Source organism: Herbiconiux sp. L3-i23, assembly GCF_023734115.1.
Classification (GTDB): Bacteria; Actinomycetota; Actinomycetes; order Actinomycetales; family Microbacteriaceae; genus Naasia.
On record NZ_AP025737.1, the window covers coordinates 1,255,986 to 1,275,595 of the forward strand.

20 protein-coding genes are annotated in these 19,610 nt (G+C 69.5%); 18 read left to right on the top strand and 2 right to left on the bottom strand.

Going from position 1 to position 19,610, the window contains the following annotated elements; genetic code table 11:
- Positions 1-4 precede the first annotated feature (4 nt).
- The 12 genes from murC to NGH83_RS05980 all read left to right on the top strand — a co-directional run bounded on the left by murC (position 5) and on the right by NGH83_RS05980 (position 12,380).
- Positions 5-1,435, top strand: coding sequence for a UDP-N-acetylmuramate--L-alanine ligase (gene murC, locus NGH83_RS05925; protein WP_251858140.1), 1,431 nt, complete (start codon positions 5-7; stop codon positions 1,433-1,435).
- A complete protein-coding gene (locus NGH83_RS05930) occupies positions 1,432-2,358 on the top strand; it encodes an FtsQ-type POTRA domain-containing protein (RefSeq protein ID WP_251858141.1) in 927 nt (308 codons plus the stop codon). Before murC ends, NGH83_RS05930 begins: the two co-directional genes overlap by 4 nt.
- Positions 2,359-2,524: 166 nt before the next feature.
- Positions 2,525-3,694: a cell division protein FtsZ gene (gene ftsZ / locus NGH83_RS05935; RefSeq protein WP_251858142.1), complete on the top strand. Its 1,170-nt coding sequence runs from the start codon at positions 2,525-2,527 to the stop codon at positions 3,692-3,694.
- Positions 3,691-4,356 carry a YggS family pyridoxal phosphate-dependent enzyme gene (locus NGH83_RS05940; protein ID WP_251858143.1) on the top strand — a complete coding sequence of 222 codons (666 nt, stop codon included), beginning with the start codon at positions 3,691-3,693 and terminating at the stop codon, positions 4,354-4,356. The genes ftsZ and NGH83_RS05940 overlap by 4 nt, the downstream gene beginning before the upstream one ends.
- 34 nt (positions 4,357-4,390) lie before the next feature.
- Positions 4,391-4,855 carry a cell division protein SepF gene (locus tag NGH83_RS05945; protein WP_251858144.1) on the top strand — a complete coding sequence of 155 codons (465 nt, stop codon included), beginning with the start codon at positions 4,391-4,393 and terminating at the stop codon, positions 4,853-4,855.
- Between the two features lie 139 nt (positions 4,856-4,994).
- Positions 4,995-5,300 (top strand): YggT family protein, encoded by a 306-nt coding sequence (locus tag NGH83_RS05950; protein WP_251858145.1) that lies wholly within the window; start codon positions 4,995-4,997, stop codon positions 5,298-5,300.
- A 155-nt stretch (positions 5,301-5,455) separates the two neighbouring features.
- On the top strand, positions 5,456-6,130 hold the full coding sequence (locus NGH83_RS05955; protein WP_251858146.1) for a DivIVA domain-containing protein: 675 nt from the start codon (positions 5,456-5,458) through the stop codon (positions 6,128-6,130).
- Positions 6,117-6,764 carry a signal peptidase II gene (gene lspA, locus NGH83_RS05960; RefSeq protein WP_371872770.1) on the top strand — a complete coding sequence of 216 codons (648 nt, stop codon included), beginning with the start codon at positions 6,117-6,119 and terminating at the stop codon, positions 6,762-6,764. The genes NGH83_RS05955 and lspA overlap by 14 nt, the downstream gene beginning before the upstream one ends.
- A 12-nt stretch (positions 6,765-6,776) precedes the next feature.
- Positions 6,777-7,697 (top strand): RluA family pseudouridine synthase, encoded by a 921-nt coding sequence (locus NGH83_RS05965; protein WP_251858147.1) that lies wholly within the window; start codon positions 6,777-6,779, stop codon positions 7,695-7,697.
- 64 nt (positions 7,698-7,761) lie between these two features.
- Positions 7,762-8,337, top strand: coding sequence for a GNAT family N-acetyltransferase (locus NGH83_RS05970; protein ID WP_251858148.1), 576 nt, complete (start codon positions 7,762-7,764; stop codon positions 8,335-8,337).
- A gap of 129 nt (positions 8,338-8,466) precedes the next feature.
- A complete protein-coding gene (gene dnaE, locus NGH83_RS05975) occupies positions 8,467-11,979 on the top strand; it encodes a DNA polymerase III subunit alpha (protein ID WP_256470124.1) in 3,513 nt (1,170 codons plus the stop codon).
- A gap of 65 nt (positions 11,980-12,044) precedes the next feature.
- Positions 12,045-12,380 (top strand): hypothetical protein, encoded by a 336-nt coding sequence (locus NGH83_RS05980; protein ID WP_251858149.1) that lies wholly within the window; start codon positions 12,045-12,047, stop codon positions 12,378-12,380.
- A gap of 44 nt (positions 12,381-12,424) precedes the next feature.
- Here NGH83_RS05980 and NGH83_RS05985 read toward each other — a convergent pair whose 3' ends face one another.
- The gene (locus tag NGH83_RS05985) at positions 12,425-12,925 is read right to left on the bottom strand and encodes a flavin reductase family protein (RefSeq protein WP_251858150.1); all 501 of its coding nucleotides are present in this window, start codon (positions 12,923-12,925) and stop codon (positions 12,425-12,427) included.
- 92 nt (positions 12,926-13,017) lie between these two features.
- On the opposite strand from NGH83_RS05985, the gene hisD reads away from it, so the two are divergent.
- From hisD to NGH83_RS06000, 3 genes are read left to right on the top strand one after another with little or no spacing between them, the layout of a single operon-like run.
- On the top strand, positions 13,018-14,322 hold the full coding sequence (gene hisD / locus NGH83_RS05990; RefSeq protein WP_251858151.1) for a histidinol dehydrogenase: 1,305 nt from the start codon (positions 13,018-13,020) through the stop codon (positions 14,320-14,322).
- A 48-nt stretch (positions 14,323-14,370) separates the two neighbouring features.
- Positions 14,371-14,859, top strand: a complete 489-nt coding sequence (gene nrdR, locus NGH83_RS05995; RefSeq protein WP_251858152.1) for a transcriptional regulator NrdR — start codon at positions 14,371-14,373, stop codon at positions 14,857-14,859.
- Positions 14,856-15,917, top strand: coding sequence for a quinone-dependent dihydroorotate dehydrogenase (locus NGH83_RS06000; RefSeq protein WP_371872792.1), 1,062 nt, complete (start codon positions 14,856-14,858; stop codon positions 15,915-15,917). The genes nrdR and NGH83_RS06000 overlap by 4 nt, the downstream gene beginning before the upstream one ends.
- Before the next feature lie 57 nt (positions 15,918-15,974).
- Here NGH83_RS06000 and NGH83_RS06005 read toward each other — a convergent pair whose 3' ends face one another.
- On the bottom strand, positions 15,975-16,559 hold the full coding sequence (locus NGH83_RS06005) for a DUF3043 domain-containing protein (protein WP_251858154.1): 585 nt from the start codon (positions 16,557-16,559) through the stop codon (positions 15,975-15,977).
- Positions 16,560-16,600: 41 nt separating this feature from the next.
- On the opposite strand from NGH83_RS06005, the gene NGH83_RS06010 reads away from it, so the two are divergent.
- The 3 genes from NGH83_RS06010 to coxB all read left to right on the top strand — a co-directional run bounded on the left by NGH83_RS06010 (position 16,601) and on the right by coxB (position 19,608).
- Positions 16,601-18,043 (top strand): dipeptidase, encoded by a 1,443-nt coding sequence (locus NGH83_RS06010; protein WP_251858155.1) that lies wholly within the window; start codon positions 16,601-16,603, stop codon positions 18,041-18,043.
- 101 nt (positions 18,044-18,144) lie between these two features.
- Positions 18,145-18,510, top strand: a complete 366-nt coding sequence (locus NGH83_RS06015; RefSeq protein ID WP_251858156.1) for an iron-sulfur cluster assembly accessory protein — start codon at positions 18,145-18,147, stop codon at positions 18,508-18,510.
- A 189-nt stretch (positions 18,511-18,699) separates the two neighbouring features.
- Entirely contained in the window at positions 18,700-19,608 is a 909-nt protein-coding gene (gene coxB / locus NGH83_RS06020) for a cytochrome c oxidase subunit II (RefSeq protein WP_251858157.1), read from the top strand.
- Positions 19,609-19,610: the final 2 nt, after the last annotated feature.

The window sequence follows — 19,610 nt, forward strand, 5'->3', positions numbered from 1 at the left end:
GCCCGTGCCGATCAAGCCCGACCTCACCCTCACCCTCCCCGACGACCCGGGAGCCCTGCACTTCGTGGGCATCGGCGGCTCCGGCATGAGCGGCATCGCGCGGATGTTCCTGCAGGAGGGGCACACCGTGTCCGGCTCCGACCGTGACGAGGGTCCCTACCTGCAGGCGCTGCGCGACCTCGGCGCCACCATCACCGTCGGTCACGACGCCGCGAACGTGAAGGACGCCGACACCCTCGTCGTGACGAGCGCGCTGTGGGAGGACAACCCCGAGTACGTCGCCGCACGCGAACGCGGCATCCCGGTGCTGCACCGCTCGCAGGCGCTCAAGTGGCTCACCCTCGGCAAGCGGGTCGTCTCCGTGGCCGGCGCGCACGGCAAGACCACGTCGGCGGGCATGATCATCACCGCCCTCCTCGAACTCGACGCCGACCCCAACTTCGTGAACGGCGGCATCATCTCCAAGGTCGGCACGAGCGCCGCGCGCGGCGAGAGCGACCTGTTCGTGCTCGAGGCCGACGAGTCGGACGGATCCTTCCTGCTCTACGACACCGCGATCGCGCTGATCACGAACGTCGACTCCGACCACCTCGACCACTACGGCAGCATCGGCGCCTTCGACGCGGCGTTCGGCATCTTCGCCGACCGGGCGTCGGAGCTCGTCGTGCTGTCCTCCGACGACTCCGGCACGCAGCGCATCCGCGAGCTCATCGAGAACAAGAACCTCGTCACCTTCGGCGAGGCCGACGACGCCGATGTCCGCGTCACCGACATCGACGCGGGGGAGCGGGTCTCGTTCAGTGTGACCTGGAAGGGCGAGACCCACCCGGTCTCGCTCGGGGTGGCCGGACGGCACAACGCCATCAACGCGACCGGCGCGTTCGCCGTGCTCGTCGGCCTCGGCTACGCGCCCGCCGACGTCGCCCGTGCGCTCGGTGCCTTCGGCGGCACGAAGCGGCGCTTCGAATACAAGGGCGAACGGCGCGGCGTGCGGGTGTTCGACGACTACGCGCACCACCCCTCCGAGGCCGCCGCCGCGCTCGCGACCGCGCGCAGCGTCGTCGGCGAGGGGCGCATCATCGCGGTGCACCAGCCCCATCTGTTCAGCCGCACCCGACTGATGTCGCCGCAGTTCGCGAGCGTCTACGAGGAGCTCGCCGACCACACCATCGTGCTCGACGTCGACGGGGCCCGCGAGGACCCGGTCCCCGGTGTCAGCGGCGAACTGGTGAGCGCCGAGTTCGACGACCAGAGCAAGGTCGACTTCCTGCCGGACTGGGCCGACGCCGCCTCCCGTGTCGCCGAGATCGCCCGTGAGGGCGACATCGTCATGACCCTCAGCTGCGGCAGCGTCTACCGCATCGTTCCGCAGCTGCTGGACGCGCTCGACGGCGAGCCCGCGGCCGACTCGGCATCGGGCGGCGGAGCAGGGTGAAGCGTCCCGCGGGATTCACGCCGCCGGCGCCTCCCGTTCCCCCGGAGGCGCCCTCGCGCGCGTCCGGACGGACGGCACCGCGCCCGGACCGCGCACGCCGCGATCAGGGTCCGACGGCTCCGACCCCGCGCGAAGCGGCCCGCGATGCGGCGGCCGCCGAACGGCGCGCCAAAGCGGACCTCCGCAGGGCGACTCGGCGCCGCCGACGCAGCGAACGCGCCGAGGTGCGCCGCTTCACCGAGCGCAGGCGCCGCGCCCGAGCCGCCTGGCTGGTGGCGCTCGCGATGGTCGGCTCGCTCGCCGGGGTGGTCGCTCTCGGCGCGTTCTCGCCGCTGTTCGCGCTGCGCGACATCCAGGTCGAGGGTGCATCGCGGGTCCCCGTCGAGCAGATCGTCGGGGTCGTGGACGACCAGGTCGGCACCCCGCTGCCGCTGCTCGACTTCTCCCGCATCGAGCAGGGCCTCGGTACCTTGCCGCTGATCCAGAGTTACGTGACCGAGTCGCGACCGCCCGGGACGCTCGTCGTGCGCGTCGTCGAGCGCACTCCCGTCGGCGTCCTGCAGCGCGGCGGCGCCTTCGAGCTGGTCGATTCGGCCGGAGTCGTCGTGGAGTCCTCCGCCGAGCGCATCGCCGGGTACCCGATCATCGCGACGGCCGACGGGGACGTGACGGGCGTCCCGTTCACGGCCGCCGCTGCGGTGCTCGTCGCTCTGCCGGCCGAGCTGGTGGCGCAGGTCGATTCGGTGACCGCGTCGACGGTCGACGACGTGAGTCTCACCCTCGTCTCCGGTCAGCGGGTGGTCTGGGGCGGTGCCGACGATTCCGCGCAGAAGGCCGTGCATCTCGCCCGTCTGCTGGCGCAGGCGCCGACCGCGGTGACCGAGTACGACGTGTCGTCGCCCGGCGTCGGCATCATCCGCTGAACCGCGCCCGCAAACCCTCAACCAACGCTTCACGTGCGTTAACCCGACACGCGGCGCGCCTGAGGAATTGCAGGGGCGTCGCGCGTACCGTCGCACGAGAAGAAATGCATACCCCGCATAACTTTAACCTTCTACCCGAGCTTTAGAGTTTCCCAGGAGCAGGCCAATGTCGAACAACCAGAACTACCTGGCCGTGATCAAGGTCGTCGGCGTCGGTGGTGGCGGCGTCAACGCCGTCAACCGCATGATCGAACTCGGCCTGCGCGGAGTCGAGTTCGTCGCCATCAACACCGACGCGCAGGCGCTGCTGCTCTCCGACGCCGACGTCAAGCTCGACGTCGGCCGCGAGCTGACCCGCGGACTCGGCGCCGGAGCCGACCCCGAGGTCGGGCGTCGCGCCGCAGAAGACCACGCCGAAGAGATCGAAGAGGCGCTCGCCGGCGCCGACATGGTCTTCGTCACCGCCGGTGAGGGCGGCGGCACCGGAACCGGTGGCGCTCCCGTCGTCGCACGGATCGCGAAGTCGATCGGCGCCCTCACCATCGGTGTCGTCACCAAGCCGTTCGCGTTCGAGGGCAAGCGTCGTCAGTCGCAGGCCGAGCGCGGCGTCGAGGCGCTGAAGAACGAGGTCGACACCCTCATCGTCGTCCCGAACGACCGTCTGCTCGAAATCAGCGACCGCGGCATCAGCATCATGGAGGCGTTCCAGACCGCCGACCAGGTGCTCCTCGCCGGTGTCCAGGGCATCACCGACCTGATCACCACCCCCGGCCTCATCAACCTCGACTTCGCCGACGTGAAAAGCGTCATGCAGGGCGCGGGCTCGGCCCTCATGGGCATCGGCTCGGCACGGGGAGCCGATCGCGCGATCAAGGCCGCCGAGCTCGCGGTCGCGTCGCCGCTGCTCGAAGCGAGCATCGACGGAGCGCACGGCGTGCTGCTCAGCATCCAGGGCGGATCGAACCTCGGCATCTTCGAGATCAACGACGCGGCCAAGCTGGTCCAGGAGGCCGTCCACCCCGAGGCCAACATCATCTTCGGCGCCGTCATCGACGACACCCTCGGCGACGAGGTGCGCGTCACCGTCATCGCCGCAGGCTTCGACGGAGGAGAGCCGGACCCGGCCAAGCGCGACGGCCGTCGCAGCAACTTCGTCGACGCGGGGGGAGCCCCCGCGGGCGTCGCGGCCGGCGGCGCGCACGCCGCCGCCGACGGTGCGACCGGATCGCAGGAGTGGGCCGTCGTCGCCGAGACGACGACTCTCACCCAGACGACCGACATCGAGGCCGACTACGAGGATGACGACGACCTGGACATCCCCGACTTCCTGAAGTGAGCCTCGACGAGCGGCTCTCCGGGGTCCGCGATCGGATCGCGGAGGCGTCGCGTCTCGCCGGGCGCGATCCGGGAGAACTCACCCTCGTCGTCGTCACCAAGTTCCAGCCGATCGAGCTGATCCGCGATCTCCAGGCACTCGGGGTCCGCGACTTCGGCGAGAGCAGGCATCAGGAGGCGCGCGAGAAGGCGGACGCGCTCGGCGACGACGTGACCTGGCACTTCGTCGGTCAGCTGCAGGGCAAGAAAGCCCGACAGGTGCGCGACTACGCCCATGTCATCCACTCGGTCGACCGCGAGTCGCTCGTGCAGGCGCTGGCGTCGGACGAGCTCGAAACCGACGTCTTCGCCCAGATCAACCTCACCGACGATCCGGCCCGCGGGGGTGTGGCGCCCGGTTCGCTGATGCCTCTGGTCGATCAGATCCTCGCCGCGCCGGGACTGCGGCTGCGCGGAGTGATGGCGGTGCCGCCGCTCGATGAGGAACCGCGACGGGCGTATGCGCGACTGCGCGGGATGTCCGAGGCGGTCAGAGGTCGGGCACCGGGCGCGGATGCGATCTCGGCCGGCATGTCCGGCGACTTCGCCGAGGCCATCGCCGAGGGTGCGACACACCTTCGCATCGGTACGGCAATCACGGGCGAGCGCCCGCCCCGGGGATAACGTGGAATTTCGAAGCCACCCCGGAGGTACCGAAATGTCCAACCCCATCCGCAAGACGATGGTCTACCTCGGCCTCGCCGACGAGGATTACGACGAGCAGCTCGACGCGCCCGCCGCTCCCGTCCAGCAGCAGCCGACGTCCGCTCCCGCCCAAGGCCGTGCCACGGTGACTGCTCTCCCGAAGCGTCAGCCCCGCATCGCCGCCGTCGCCCCGGCTGCAGAGATGAACGAGATCCTCACCGTCCACCCGCGTCAGTACAAGGACGCCCAGGTCATCGCCGAGAGCTTCCGTGAGGGAGTCCCGGTGATCATCAACCTCTCCCAGATGAGCGAGACCGACGCCCGCCGCCTGATCGACTTCGCGAGCGGCCTGTCGCAGGGCCTCTACGGCAAGATCGAGCGCGTCACCAACAAGGTCTTCCTTCTCTCGCCCGCGCACGTCGCCGTGTCGGGCGAGGGTGCCGGCGAGACCGACGTCGAGGCCGCTTTCACCCAGTGAGGCCTCCCCGGTCGAGCGGGCCCTTCCCCCCACGGGCCCGCCTCGTCCGTGTGCGCCGGGACGCCGCCTCCGTGCTGACCGACGCCGTCGGTAAGAAGCACTGTCGGGCAAGCACGACGCGGGATGGTTGGATAGACGGGTGACCGCCCTTACTCCCTTGGCGATCGTCGGACTCGTCCTGTACTTCGCGCTGCTGCTCTACTTCTTCGTGATGTGGGCGCGCTTCGCTCTCGATCTCGTACAGTCGTTCTCGCGATCGTGGCGGCCCCGGGGGCCGCTGCTCGTCGTCGCCGAGGTGACCTACACCGTGACCGACCCGCCGATCCGCTTCTTCCGGCGCCTCATCCCGCCGCTGCGCATCGGCGCCATCGCGCTCGACTTCGGGTGGAGCATCACGATGCTGCTCGTCATCGTCGCGATGTACATCGTCGCGCGCATCGGCTGAGCCGTCGCGGGCGGCCTTCGCGTCTTACCGCGCTCCGTGCGGCCCGGTATTGTTGAATGCACGAAACGTGGCCCCTGTTCGGGTGTGAATCGCCTCCTGGGCGCTAGCGTTGAGCAGGTCCAAAACCCAAGAGTTCCTAGAAGGTGGCTAAAGATATGGCACTCACGCCGGAAGACGTCGTCAACAAGCGATTCCAGCCGACCAAATTCCGTGAGGGCTACGACCAGGACGAGGTCGACGACTTCCTCGACGAGGTCGTCGTCGAACTGCGCCGCCTCGGGCAGGAGAACGAGGACCTCCGCCAGCGTCTGATCGCCAGCGAGTCGCGCATCGCGGAGCTGCAGCGCTCCGGCAGCGCCGCGCCCGCTCCTGCGGCCGCCGCCGGTGCCGAGACGCCGCAGCCCGCGCCCGCTCAGCCGGCCGCGTCGCTGCCCTACCCGACGGCCGCCGTCGACGCCAGCGCGATCGATCCGTCGAACACCAACAACCTCCTGCAGCTCGCCCGCCGCCTCCACGAGGAGCACGTGCGCGAGGGCATCGAGAAGCGCGACGCGCTCATCGCCGAGGGGCACGCCACCGCCGCTCGCGTGGTCGCCGAGGCCGAGGCCAAGCAGCGCTCGCAGATCAGCTCCCTCGACCAGGAGCGCGCGCTCCTCGAGCACCGCATCGACGAGCTGCGCACCTTCGAGCGCGAGTACCGCCAGAACCTCAAGGGCTACATCGAGGGTCAGCTGCGCGAGCTCGACTCGTCGAACATCGTGAACACCGGCAACTACGGCAACATGAACGTCAGCCAGCCGCCGAGCTTCCAGGCTTTTGGCCAGTCCTGATCAGAGCGGTTCCGACCGCAACGCCGACGACCTCGCGACCCCCGGCGGCAGGAAAGCGGTGCGCGGCCTCGACGGCCGCGTGCTGATCCTGCTCGCCGCGGTCGCGGTGGTCGTCTACGCGTTCGATCAGCTGAGCAAGATCTGGGTCGTCAGCACCCTCGAGCCGGGTGTCGCGGTGCCCGTCATCGGCGAACTGCTCGAGTTCCGGTTCGTCCGCAACCCTGGCGCGGCCTTCTCGCTCGCGAGCGGGTCCACCTGGATCTTCTCGATCGTCGCCGCGTCGGTCGCCGTGTTCATCGTCTGGTTCGCCAGGCGCATCCGGTCGCTGGCGTGGGGCACCCTCTTCGGGCTGCTCCTCGGCGGAACGGTCGGCAACCTCACCGACCGGCTGTTCCGCGAGCCGGGTTTCGGCACCGGCCACGTCGTCGACTTCCTCACCATCTGGGGTTTCCCGGCGATCTTCAACATCGCCGACGTCGCCATCGTGTCGAGCATGGGACTGTTCATCCTGCTCACGCTCCGCGGAGTGGGGCTCGACGGTAGCCGCTCGTCGGCCCGTCGCAAGGAGTCCCCGTCGGACAGCGGTCGTCCCGACGAGGGCACCGCGCCCCGCGTCACGCCCGACTCGGTCTGATCCCACCCTCCGATGGTCAGTAGCCGCAGCATGCCCGTCCCCGACGGGCTGAACGACTCGCGTGTCGATGCCGGGCTCGCGAAGCTCCTCGGCTTCTCGCGGACGCTCGCCGCCGAGGTCGCCGAACAGGGCGGAGTGCTCCTCGACGGTCGTCCGCTCGGCAAGTCCGACCGGCTCCGCGCCGGCGGCTGGCTCGAGGTGACCTGGACCGAGCGGTCGGCGCCGCAGATCGAGCCGATCCCCGTCCCCGACCTGCGCATCGTCCACGACGACGACGACATCGTGGTGGTCGACAAGCCGGTCGGTGTGGCCGCGCATCCGTCACCCGGCTGGAGCGGACCGACCGTGGTCGGCGCCCTCGCCGCGGCGGGGTACCGCATCAGCACCTCGGGCGCCGCGGAGCGGGCAGGTGTCGTCCATCGCCTCGACGCCGGGACGAGCGGCCTGATGGTCGTCGCGAAGAGCGAGCACGCGTACACGGTGTTGAAACGGGCGTTCAAGGAGCGCGAGGTCGAGAAGATCTACCACGCCGTGGTGCAGGGGCACCCCGATCCGTTCGAGGGCACCATCGACGCCCCGATCGGCCGGCACCCGCGCTCGGATTGGAAGTTCGCGGTGACCGCCGACGGCAAACCGTCGGTGACGCACTACGAGACTCTCGAGGCGTACCCCTCGGCGACACTGCTCGAGATCCACCTCGAGACGGGGCGCACGCATCAGATCCGTGTGCACATGGCCGCGCAGCGGCACCCGTGCGTCGGCGACGCGATGTACGGCGCCGACCCGGTGCTCTCGGAGCGGCTCGGACTGACGAGGCAGTGGCTGCACGCGATGCGCCTCGGTTTCCGCCACCCGTCGACGGGGGAGTGGGTGTCGTTCGAGAGCGTGTACCCGGCGGACCTGCAGCACGCCCTCGACATCCTCGACTCCTGACGCACCGGTAGACACTTATTCGCGCCGCGAGCACGGCGTCGGTGGTGGGGAGCATGATGGCCGTATGGTCATCGAGGTCCGGCCCGCCGACGTCTTCGACGACGTCGCCCAGGTGTTGGGGCCGAAACGGCCCGACGCGAACGTGTGCTGGTGTCTCAGTTATCGCGTCGACTCGCGCACCAACCGCGAGCTCGTCGGGCCGGCGCGGGGCGAGAGGGTGCGCGAGCTGTGCGCCGCCGTTCCCGCTCCGGGGGTGCTCGCCTACGACGGCGACGAGCCGGTCGGGTGGGCGGGGGTCGCGCCGCGTGCGGAGCTGAACAGCTTCGCGAAGAGCAGGCGCATCCCGCACGTCGACGACCTGCCGGTGTGGACCGTGTGGTGCATCCGAGTGCGGCCCGGACACCGCGGCGAGGGCATCAGCCACGCGCTCCTCGAGGGGGCGACGGCCTTCGCCCGCGCGGGCGGGGCGCCGGCGATCGAGGGCTACCCGGTCGACAACGAGGGCGAGAAGGTCGACCTCACCATGGCGTACGTCGGAACCCGCGGCCTGTTCGAGAAGGCCGGTTTCCGCAAGGCGGCCGACACCGAATCGGTGCTCGCCGGCTTCCCGAGAGTGGTGATGCGACTCGACCTCCGATGACGTATCGATGCCTCGCGGAGCGTCGCCTCGCCGACCCTCCCGGGCGCCGCTTAGACTTCTGCTCCACCCGGCATCCACACCCGCCGCGACACCCGCGCGGCCTGTCGTTCCCAGCTAGAAAGCGACCAGTTGGCTACCTCCGGCGATTCCTTCGTCCACCTCCACGTGCACAGCGAGTACTCGATGCTCGACGGAGCCGCGCAGGTGAAACCCCTGATCGCGGCCGCAGTCGAGAAGGGAATGCCCGCCGTCGCGGTCACCGACCACGGCAACGTCTTCGGCGCCTACGACTTCTGGAAGAGCGCGACGGCTGCGGGCATCAAGCCCATCATCGGCACCGAGGCGTACCTCACCCCGGGCACCCACCGCAGCGACAAGACCCGCATCCGATGGGGCGACGGCGGGGGCGACGACGTCTCCGGCTCGGGTGCCTACACGCACATGACCCTGCTCTCATCGACGAACGAGGGCATGCACAACCTGTTCCGGTTGAGCTCCCGCGCGTCGATCGAGGGCTACTACTTCAAGCCGCGCATGGACCGCGAGCTGCTCGAGACCTACTCGAAGGGCCTCATCGCCACGACCGGCTGCCCGTCGGGCGAGGTGCAGACCCGGCTTCGGCTCGGGCAGTACGAGGAGGCGAAGAAGGCGGCGGCCGACTTCCGCGACATCTTCGGCAAGGAGAACTTCTTCGCCGAGATCATGGATCACGGGCTCGGCATCGAGCGGCGCATCATGAGCGACCTGATCCGGCTAGCCAAAGACCTCGACCTGCCGCTCGTCGCGACCAACGACCTGCACTACACGCACGCCCACGACGCGACCTCGCACGCCGCCCTGCTCTGCGTGCAGTCGGGCTCGACCCTCGACGACCCCAACCGGTTCAAGTTCGACGCCGACGAGTTCTACCTGAAGTCCGCGTCGGAGATGCGGCAGATCTTCCGCGACCACCCCGAAGCGTGCGACAACACGCTGCTCATCGCCGAGCGGTGCGACGTGCAGTTCAACGAAGCTGCGAACTACATGCCGCGCTACCCCTGCCCTCCCGGAGAGAACGAGGACAGCTGGCTGGTCAAGGAGATCGAGACCGGGCTGCACTACCGCTACCCGAACGGCATCCCCGATGACGTGCGCAAGCGCGCCGAGTACGAGACCGGCATCATCATCCAGATGGGCTTCAGCGGCTACTTCCTCGTCGTCGCCGACTTCATCAACTGGAGCAAGAACAACGGCATCCGCGTCGGCCCCGGCCGCGGCTCGGGCGCCGGCTCGATGGTTGCCTACGCGATGAAGATCACCGACCTCGACCCCATCCGCCACGGCCTCATCTTCGAGCGGTTCCTCAACCCCGACCGCGTCTCCATGCCCGACTTCGACGTCGACTTCGACGACCGTCGCCGCGGCGAGGTCATCAAGTACGTCACCGAGAAGTACGGCGACGACCGCGTCGCCCAGATCGTCACCTACGGCACCATCAAGGCCAAGCAGGCGCTGAAGGACAGCTCGCGCGTGCTCGGCTTCCCGTTCGGCATGGGCGACAAGCTCACCAAGGCGATGCCGCCCGCCATCATGGGCAAGGACATCCCGCTCTCCGGCATCTTCGACAAGAGCCACGAGCGCTACAAGGAGGCCGTCGACATCCGGGCGGTCATCGAGTCCGACCCCGAGGCGAAGACGGTGTTCGACACCGCGCTCGGCCTCGAGAACCTGAAGCGCCAGTGGGGCGTGCACGCGGCCGGCGTGATCATGTCGAGCGAGCCGCTGCTCGACATCATCCCCATCATGAAGCGCGAGCAGGACGGCCAGATCGTCACGCAGTTCGACTATCCGGCCTGCGAGTCGCTCGGCCTGATCAAGATGGACTTCCTCGGCCTGCGCAACCTCACGATCATCGACGACGCGCTCGACAACATCGAGGCGAACCGCGGTCACCGACCGGTGCTCGAACAGCTCGAACTCGACGACGTGCCCACCTACCAGCTGCTCGCCCGCGGCGACACGCTCGGGGTGTTCCAGTTCGACGGCGGGCCGATGCGCGCGCTGCTGCGCCTCATGCGCCCCGACAACTTCGAGGACATCTCCGCCGTCGGCGCGCTCTACCGGCCCGGCCCGATGGGCGCGAACTCGCACACCAACTACGCGCTGCGCAAGAACGGTGCGCAGGAGATCGTGCCGATCCACCCCGAGCTGGCCGAGCCGCTCGAAGACATCCTCGGCACCACCTACGGCCTGATCGTGTATCAGGAGCAGGTCATGTCGATCGCGCAGAAGCTCGCCGGCTACTCGCTCGGACAGGCCGACCTGCTGCGCCGCGCGATGGGCAAGAAGAAGAAGTCCGAGCTGGACAAGCAGTTCGCCGGCTTCAAAGCGGGCATGAACGAGCGCGGATACTCCGACGCGGCGGTCAAGACCCTCTGGGACATCCTGCTGCCGTTCTCCGACTACGCCTTCAACAAGGCGCACTCGGCCGCGTACGGGGTGGTCAGCTACTGGACCGCCTACCTCAAAGCGCACCACCCGGCCGAGTACATGGCGGCGCTGCTCACGAGCGTCGGCGACGCCCGCGACAAGCTCGCGGTGTACCTCAACGAGTGCCGCCGCATGAAGATCCAAGTGCTGCCGCCCGACGTCAACGAGTCGATCGGCTACTTCGCGGCCGTCGGCGACGACATCCGCTTCGGCCTCGGCGCCGTGCGCAACGTCGGCTTCAACGTCGTCGACCTCATCCGCAAGGCCCGCGAGGAGAAGGGACGCTTCACCTCGTTCCACGACTTCCTCCGCAAGGTGCCCATCGCGGTCGCCAACAAGCGCACCGTCGAGTCTCTGATCAAGGCGGGCGCCTTCGACACCTTCGGCGCGACGCGCCGGGCGCTGCTCGAGATCCACGAGTCGGCGGTCGAGGCGGCCGTGTCCATCAAGCGCAACGAGGCGAACGGCCAGGTCGACCTGTTCGGCGGCATGTTCGACTTCGAAGAGGAGCCCGACAAGGTCCCCGAACGCCCCGAGTGGCAGAAGCGCGAGAAGCTCGCCTTCGAACGCGAGATGCTCGGCCTCTACGTCTCCGACCACCCCCTCGCGGGTCTCGAGCTCGAACTCGCGAAGCACGCGTCGGCGAGCATCGCCGACCTGCTCGGCTCCGAGAGCCTCGAGGACGGCGAGACGGTCACCATCGCGGGCCTGCTCACCGAGGTGCAGCACCGTACGGCGAAGAACTCGGGCAACCAGTACGGCATGATCCAGGTCGAGGACTTCGGCGGCGAGATCACCGTCATGTTCATGGGCAAGGCGTACCAGGAGTTCGCGCCCGCGCTCGAGACGGACACCGTGGTCGTCGTCCGCGGTCGGGTCAGTCAGCGCGAGGACAGCATCAACCTGCACGCCTACAGCATCTTCACGCCCGACGTCGGACAGCGGGGGAGCGGCGGTCCACTCACCCTCACGCTGCCCGACAACCGGGCGACGACCGACACGGTCAAGGCGCTCGGCGACGTGCTCATCCGCCACGCGGGGGACACCGAGGTGCGCCTGCGGCTCACCAAGGCGCAGACGGCTCGCGTGTTCGAGATCCCGTACACGGTGTCGGTGACGGCCGACCTGTACGGCGAACTGAAGACGCTGCTCGGGCCCGGCTGCCTCGCCTGAGGCACGGTCGGGCGGAGCCCGCGAGGGCTGGTACGGGTTCCGCGCGCGGGAGTAGCGTTCGCGCCATGACGAACATCGTGGAGAAGATCGCCGACGGCCTGCGCGAGCGGGGCGTCACGCTCGCCTACGGCGAGAAGACCTCGGTCGACGGCAAAGAGCTCGTCCCCGTCGCGCTCGTCGTCGTCGGCTTCGGCGGCGGCAGCGGAGGCGGGGGAACGGGCGACGAATCCGGAGAAGGCGAAGGCGGCGGGGGAGGGTCGTGGACGATCCCCGTCGGCGCCTACGTCGCAGGACCTGATGGCGCGTGGTTCCAGCCCAACGTCGTCGCGCTGCTCGCCGTCAGCGTTCCCGTGATCTGGGCGCTCGGACACGCGATCTCGCGCATCGTCAAAGCCTTCTGACGTCCCGGCCCGACTCGTTCCGAATCGAGGCGATCGCGCCGACCTCAGTCGAGCGGCCGGGGCGCGTGGTAGCCGCGCTCGTGGTACAGCAACGGGGCATCCTCGTCGCCGAGGGCGCCCTGCTCGATCTGCACCGCGACGATCGCGTTGTCCTCGACGGGGATGCGACGCACGATGCGGCCGACCATCCACGCGGTCACCCCGTCGAGCACGGGCAAACCGTACGGGCCCTCGTGCCAGTGATCGCCCTCGAAGCGCTCCGACGCCTCGGCCGACAGCTTCTGCGCGAGGTGACGGTCGCGAGAACCGAGCATGTGGATGACGACGTGGTCGGTGTTCTCGATGGCGTGCCAGGCGCTCGCGACGCGCGCCATGTTGAAGGTCGCGAGGGGCGGGACGGCGGCGAGCGACGCGAGCGAGGTCGCGGTGAAGCCCACCGGGGTGCCATCGGTGTCGCGGGCGGTCACGATCGCGACGCCCGCCGCGTGGCGGCGGAACGCCTGCCGGAAAGCCGCGACGTCGTCGGCGGCGAAGATCTCGTCCATCTGCACGGGTCAACATCGCGAGGTCCCCAGTATTCCGGGGATGCGGGGAATCCCCGGGTCGCACTGATTCGGCTCGGTAGACTGGCGCCGCCATGATGCAGCTCCTGGACCTCCGAGGCAGCACCCCGACCAAGGCGGAGCTCCTCGCCCTCGTTCCCCGTCCCGACCTCGACCCGTCGAGCGCCGCGGACGCCGCCGCCGCCCTCATCGACGACGTCCGAGAGCGGGGCGCCGCAGCCCTCGCAGACCAGGCAGAACGGTTCGACCGGGTCCGCCCCTCCTCGATCCGCGTCCCGGCCGCCGACATCGCCGCCGCCGTCGAGGCGCTCGACCCCGCCGTGCGCGCGGCGCTCGAGGAGACGATCGACCGCGTCCGCCGTGCGAGCGCGGCGCAGGTCCCCGAGGGTCGGGTCACGGTGCTCGGCGACGGGGCGCAGGTCGTGCAGCGGTGGCTGCCGGTCGAGCGCGTCGGCCTGTACGTCCCCGGCGGCAAGGCCGTCTATCCCTCGAGCGTCGTCATGAGCGTCGTCCCCGCACAGGTGGCGGGCGTCGGGTCGCTCGCCATCGCGTCGCCCCCGCAGTCCGATCACAGCGGATCCGTGCACCCCGTCATCCTCGGCGCGGCCGGGCTGCTCGGCGTCGACGAGGTCTACGCCATGGGGGGCGCCGGCGCCATCGGCGCGCTCGCCTACGGCGTCGACGAGCTGGGCCTCGACCCGGTCGATCTCATCACCGGGCCGGGCAACGTCTTCGTCGCCTCCGCCAAGCGCCTCGTCTCGGGCGTGGTCGGGATCGACTCGGAAGCGGGCCCCACCGAGATCCTGGTCATCGCCGACGAGGGCGCCGATCCGGTCGTCGTCGCCAGCGACCTCGTCAGCCAGGCCGAGCACGACGAGATGGCGGCCGCGGTGCTCGTCACGGACTCCGCCGACCTCGCCCAGGCCGTCGCCGTCGCGATCCCCGAGATCGCGAGCGCGACCAAGCGCTCCGAGCGGGTGCACGTCGCCCTGTCGGGCCCGCAGTCGGCGATCGTCCTCGTCGACGACCTCGCCCAGGCAGTCGCCTTCAGCAACGCCTACGGTCCCGAACACCTCGAGATCATCACCACCACCCCGGAGGAGCAGGCCGAGCGCATCGTGAACGCCGGCGCCGTCTTCCTCGGCACCCACTCGCCCGTCAGCCTGGGCGACTACCTCGCCGGCTCGAACCATGTCCTGCCCACCGGCGGAACCTCCCGGTTCAGCTCCGGTCTCGGCGCCCACACCTTCCTGCGCCCGCAACAGGTGATCCGCTACGACGCCGGGGCTCTCGCCGCCGTCCGCGGACACATCACGGCGCTCTCGAACGCCGAGGATCTGCCCGCCCACGGCGAGGCGGTCGACGCCCGATTCCGCTGACCCGGGTCGGGCGAGTCGCGGGCGTCGAACGCCTACACTCGTAGCGCCATGCATTGTCCGTTCTGCCGTAACCCCGACACTCGCGTCGTCGACTCGCGCGTCAGCGACGACGGGCTCTCGATCAGACGTCGGCGGCAGTGCCCCAACTGCAACCGGCGCTTCAGCACCACCGAGACCGCCAGTCTCAACGTGATCAAGCGCAACGGTGTACTCGAGCCGTTCAGCCGCGACAAGGTCGTCTCGGGTGTGCGCAAGGCGTGCCAGGGGCGGCCGGTCACCGACACCGACCTCGCCGTCCTCGCGCAGCGCGTCGAGGAGAGCATCCGCGCGACGGGCGCCTCGCAGATCGACGCGAACGAGATCGGCCTGTCGATCCTGCCGCCGCTGCGCGAACTCGACGAGGTCGCCTATCTGCGCTTCGCGAGCGTGTACCAGGGCTTCGAATCGCTCGACGACTTCGAGGAGGCGATCACGCTGCTGCGGGTCGAGAACGCGGCCTCGCGCGAGGCGCGCCCCACCGACGAGCAGGCGCCCTGAGCGCCGGGGCCGCGACCCGCGCCGAGCGCGGGCCGTACGCGCTGTTCTTCCGCACCGTCTTCGTGCGCATGGATCCCGAGAAGGCCCACCACTTCGCCTACGAGGTCATCCGTCTCCTCGGGCTTCCCGTCGTGAGCTCGGTGGTCGGTCGACTCTGCCGTCCGCACCGGTCGCTGCGCACCGAGGCGCTCGGTCAGGTCTTCCCCTCCCCGTTCGGCCTCGCCGCCGGATTCGACAAGGATGCGAGGGCCATCGCGGGCCTCGGCGCCCTCGGTTTCGGGCACGTCGAGGTCGGCACGGTCACCGCGATCGCCCAGGACGGCAACCCGGCGCCGCGGATGTTCCGCCTGCTGCCCGACCGTGCCGTCGTGAACCGGATGGGCTTCAACAACCGGGGCGCCGCCGCGGCGGCCCGCGAGATCACCCGCGCCCGTCGCCGCGCGCTGCCCGTCGTCGGTGTGAACATCGGCAAGAGCCGCGTGGTCGAGGTCGACGACGCCGTCGAGGACTACCGGGCCAGTGCCCGCACCGTCGCCCGGCTCGCCGACTACCTCGTCGTCAACGTCAGCTCGCCGAACACGCCGGGCCTCCGCGGGCTGCACGAGCACGACCGGCTCGAACCGATCCTCGACGCCGTCACCGCCGAGGCGAACGGCGTCCCGGTGCTCGTCAAGATCGCGCCCGACCTCACCGACGAGCAGGTCCGCGAGATCGGCCGCTTCTCCTTCGAGCGCGGCCTCGCCGGCATCGTCGCGACGAACACGACCATCTCGCGGAACGGTCTCGCGACCGACCCTTCGGTCGTCGCCGCGGCGGGCGCCGGCGGGCTGTCCGGAGCGCCGCTGCGACAGCGTTCGCTCGAGGTGCTCCGCATCCTCCGCGCCGAGCTCCCGGCCGACTTCTGCATCGTCTCCGTCGGCGGGGTGACCACCGCCGAGGACGTCGCCGAGCGTCTCGACGCGGGCGCGACCCTCGTGCAGGGCTACACCGGCTTCCTCTTCCGCGGCCCGTTCTGGGCGCGAAGCATCAACCGGGGCCTGCGCCGCCTCCGCGGCTGAGACCCGCCCGATCCGTCGCTCGCGCGATCCGTTCGGGACTGATCAGTTGAGGACCGGTCAGTTGGGGTATTTGCCGCGCTTGACCTGCGGCTTCGGCAGGCGCAGCGGGCGCAGCTGGAGCGCGCGCATCGCCGCGTACCAGCGGAAGCCCCGCTCGACCCGGCCCTCGCCGAACTTCGCCGTGAGCTTGCGCTGCAGGATGAAGCCGAGGATCACGACGTCGAGCACCGCGAGCAGGAAGAAGCCCCACAATGCGAAGATCGAGTACGTCTGGACGTACGCGTCGGGGATGAAGGTGACGATGATCACGAGGAACATGATCGGGATCAGGAACTCGCCGACGCTCCAACGCGCGTCCACCCAGTCGCGCACGAACTTGCGCTGAGCACCCTTGTCGCGGGTCGGCAGGTAACGGTCCTCACCGTTCGCCATGCCGACGCGGGCGCGCTCGCGGGCCTCCGCGGCCTTCGCGCGCGCCTGCTTCGACGCCTCACGGCGGTCGGTCGGAACGAGCGGGCGCTTGTTCGCGGCCTCGCGCTCACGGCGGGTGGGGGTCGAGCGACCCTTGCCGATCACGGACGCGTCACCGGTCTCGTTGATCGGCTCGGACGGCGGGGTGGTGCTGGAGGGCTGCTTGGCCACGGTTCGAACCTCGTAAATCTCGTGACCAATAGGATAAACCCATGGCTTCGGAACCACAGGGCCCTGCGCCGACCACTCCTGAATCGAACGGCTCGGACGGACGGGAGAGCGCACTCCGCGCCACCGTCGACGCGGCGTTCCCGGCAACGGTGAAGGACCTGTCGGCCCTCGTGCGCATCCCCTCGGTCTCGTGGGACGGGTTCGACGGGGCGAACGTCCGCGCCAGCGCCGACGCCGTCGCCGAGCTCGCCCGCGGCATCGGCCTCTTCGACACCGTCGACGTCGTCTCGGTGCCGATCGCCCCCGGATCCGACGTCTCCGGCCAGCCCGCCGTGCTCGCGCACCGCGCCGCGAAGAACGGCGCGCCTACCGTGCTGCTCTACGCCCACCACGACGTGCAGCCCCCGGGAGACGAGTCGCTCTGGGAGTCGGCCCCGTACGAGCCCACCGTCCGCGGCGACCGCCTCTACGGGCGCGGCGCCTCCGACGACAAAGCCGGAGTGATCACCCACATCGCGGCTCTGCGCGCCCTCGCCGAGAACCGCGGCGACGACCTCGACCTCGGCATCGTGCTCTTCAACGAGGGCGAGGAGGAGTTCGGTTCCCGCTCGTTCGGCAACTTCCTCGACATCCACCGCGAGGTGCTCGACGCCGACGTCATCGTCGTCGCCGACTCCGACAACTGGGACACCGCGACCCCCGCGCTCACCGTCAGCCTCCGCGGCAACGTCGCCTTCAACCTCACGGTCTCGACCCTCGACCACGCCTCCCACTCCGGCATGTTCGGGGGAGCGGCGCCCGACGCGATGCTCGCCGCCATCAAGCTCCTCGCCACCCTGTGGGACGAAGACGGAGTCGTCGCCGTCGACGGGCTCGAGTCCTACACCAGCACCGAGGCCCCCCAGTACGACTCCGCGCAGTTCCGCGATGAGGCCGCGCTGCTCGACGGCGTCACCCCCATCGGCGGCGACGCCGACATCTACTCCAAGATGTGGTTCCGCCCCTCCATCACGGTGACCGGCATCGACGCGCCCACCGTGCAGAACGCCTCCAACACGCTCGTCCCGAGCGTCCGCGTGCGCATCAGCACCCGCATCGCCCCCGGTCAGAAGGCCGCCGACGCCTACGGGGCGCTGCGCCGCCACCTCGACGCCCGCGCGCCCCTCGGCGCTGTCCTCGACTACAGCGACCCCGACCTCGGCGAGCCCTTCCTCGTCGACACCACCGGCGACGCCTTCACCCTCGCCAGCCAGGCCCTCGCCGACGGTTGGGGCGCCGCCACCGTCGAGCAGGGAGTCGGGGGTTCCATCCCCTTCATCGCGCAGCTCGCCGAGACGTTCCCCGGCGCGCAGATCCTCGTCACCGGAGTCGAAGACCCCGACACCCGCGCCCATTCGCCCAACGAGTCGCAGCACCTCGGCGTGCTGAAGCGCGCCATCACCGGCGAGGCGCTCCTGCTCAGCCGACTCGCCGACAAGCGCTGATCTGCGCCGCACCCGCCGAGCACGCCCCCGCGCGTCGTAGAATCGACACGCGAACGCGGACCGCACGCCCGCGAGAAGCCCCGAGAACGGAAAAAGCCACGATGACCGACGTGACACTCACGCAGAATCCCGAGGTCGAGACCCACGGCGTCGCCCTCAGCGACACCGCCGCGGTCAAGGTCAAGTCCCTCCTCGAACAGGAAGGACGCGACGACCTCCGCCTCCGCGTCGCAGTGCAGCCGGGCGGATGCTCGGGCCTCATCTACCAGCTCTACTTCGACGAGCGTCTCCTCGACGGCGACGTCACCCGCGACTTCGATGGGGTCGAGGTCGTCGTCGACCGCATGAGCGTCCCCTACCTCGACGGCGCCTCGATCGACTTCGAGGACACCATCCAGAAGCAGGGCTTCACCATCGACAACCCCAACGCGGCCGGCAGCTGCGCCTGCGGAGACTCGTTCCACTGATCCGCCGACCCACCGTCTTCGCACGAGCGACGGATCAGGAACGCGGGGTTCGGCATCATGCCGGGCCCCGCGTTCTCCCGTTTCGCGGTGATCCCGATCCGCCCGGACGCGGCGAATGGACGAGGACGTTCGCCGAGGGCGATATAGACTGAACACTCGTTCCAAGGTTGTTTTTGCGAGAGGTTCAGGGTGCGCAGCAGACGTCGAATCCGATGGGCGGCAGTTCCGCTCGCAGTGACGATGGCCGTCATCCTCGCCGGCTGCACCCCGGCGCAGCTGAACGGCTTCCTCCCCGGCTTCCAGGAGAATCAGTCGGCGGTCACCAGCAACACGTCACGGGTCTCCGACCTGTGGGTGGGATCGTGGATCGTGCTCCTCGCGGTCGGTGTGCTCACCTGGGCGCTCATCATCTGGGCGGCCGTCGTCTACCGGCGTCGGCGCGGCCAGGTCGGATTGCCGGTGCAACTGCGCTACAACATGCCGATCGAGATCTTCTACACGGTCGTTCCGTTGATCCTCGTCCTCGGGTTCTTTGCATTCACCGCCCGTGATCAGGCCGTGATCGAGGCGCGCGCGGAGGAGCCCGACGTCACGATCGAGGCCTACGGCAAGCAGTGGGCGTGGGACTTCAACTACCTCGACGAGGACGTGTACTCCGCCGGGATCCAGGCCCAGCCGGAGGCTCCGGGCGTCGCCGACACCGGTGTGGTGCAGGAAGACCTGCCGGTGCTCGTCCTTCCCGTCGACAAGACAGTCGAGATCCAGCTCAAGTCGCGTGACGTGATCCACTCGTTCTGGGTCGTGGACTTCCTCTACAAGAAGGACATGATCCCGGGCAAGACGAACTACATGACCGTGACGACAACGCGCGAAGGAACCTACGCGGGCAAGTGCGCCGAGCTGTGCGGCGATTACCACTCTCAGATGCTCTTCACGGTGAAGGTCGTCTCCCAGACTGAGTACGACGCGTACACCGCATCGTTGCGCGAGCAGGGCTTCGAGGGCCGCCTCGGCGACGAATACAACCGCAATCTGAACGAGCCCGGCAACTCCGTGCCGAGCGAGGGATCCGACGACATCACGTCGCAGGTGGACTAGGA

Excerpts from the sequence above, each read along its gene's own strand:
- NGH83_RS05955 (WP_251858146.1), top strand. The coding sequence starts at position 5,456 with ATGGCACTCACGCCGGAAGACGTCGTCAACAAGCGATTCCAGCCGACC.
- ftsZ (WP_251858142.1), top strand. The coding sequence starts at position 2,525 with ATGTCGAACAACCAGAACTACCTGGCCGTGATCAAGGTCGTCGGCGTC.
- NGH83_RS05965 (WP_251858147.1), top strand. The coding sequence starts at position 6,777 with ATGGTCAGTAGCCGCAGCATGCCCGTCCCCGACGGGCTGAACGACTCG.
- NGH83_RS05980 (WP_251858149.1), top strand. The coding sequence starts at position 12,045 with ATGACGAACATCGTGGAGAAGATCGCCGACGGCCTGCGCGAGCGGGGC.
- NGH83_RS05970 (WP_251858148.1), top strand. The coding sequence starts at position 7,762 with ATGGTCATCGAGGTCCGGCCCGCCGACGTCTTCGACGACGTCGCCCAG.
- nrdR (WP_251858152.1), top strand. The coding sequence starts at position 14,371 with ATGCATTGTCCGTTCTGCCGTAACCCCGACACTCGCGTCGTCGACTCG.
- NGH83_RS05945 (WP_251858144.1), top strand. The coding sequence starts at position 4,391 with ATGTCCAACCCCATCCGCAAGACGATGGTCTACCTCGGCCTCGCCGAC.
- NGH83_RS06015 (WP_251858156.1), top strand. The coding sequence starts at position 18,145 with ATGACCGACGTGACACTCACGCAGAATCCCGAGGTCGAGACCCACGGC.
- NGH83_RS06010 (WP_251858155.1), top strand. The coding sequence starts at position 16,601 with ATGGCTTCGGAACCACAGGGCCCTGCGCCGACCACTCCTGAATCGAAC.
- NGH83_RS05985 (WP_251858150.1), bottom strand. The coding sequence starts at position 12,925 with ATGGACGAGATCTTCGCCGCCGACGACGTCGCGGCTTTCCGGCAGGCG.
- hisD (WP_251858151.1), top strand. The coding sequence starts at position 13,018 with ATGATGCAGCTCCTGGACCTCCGAGGCAGCACCCCGACCAAGGCGGAG.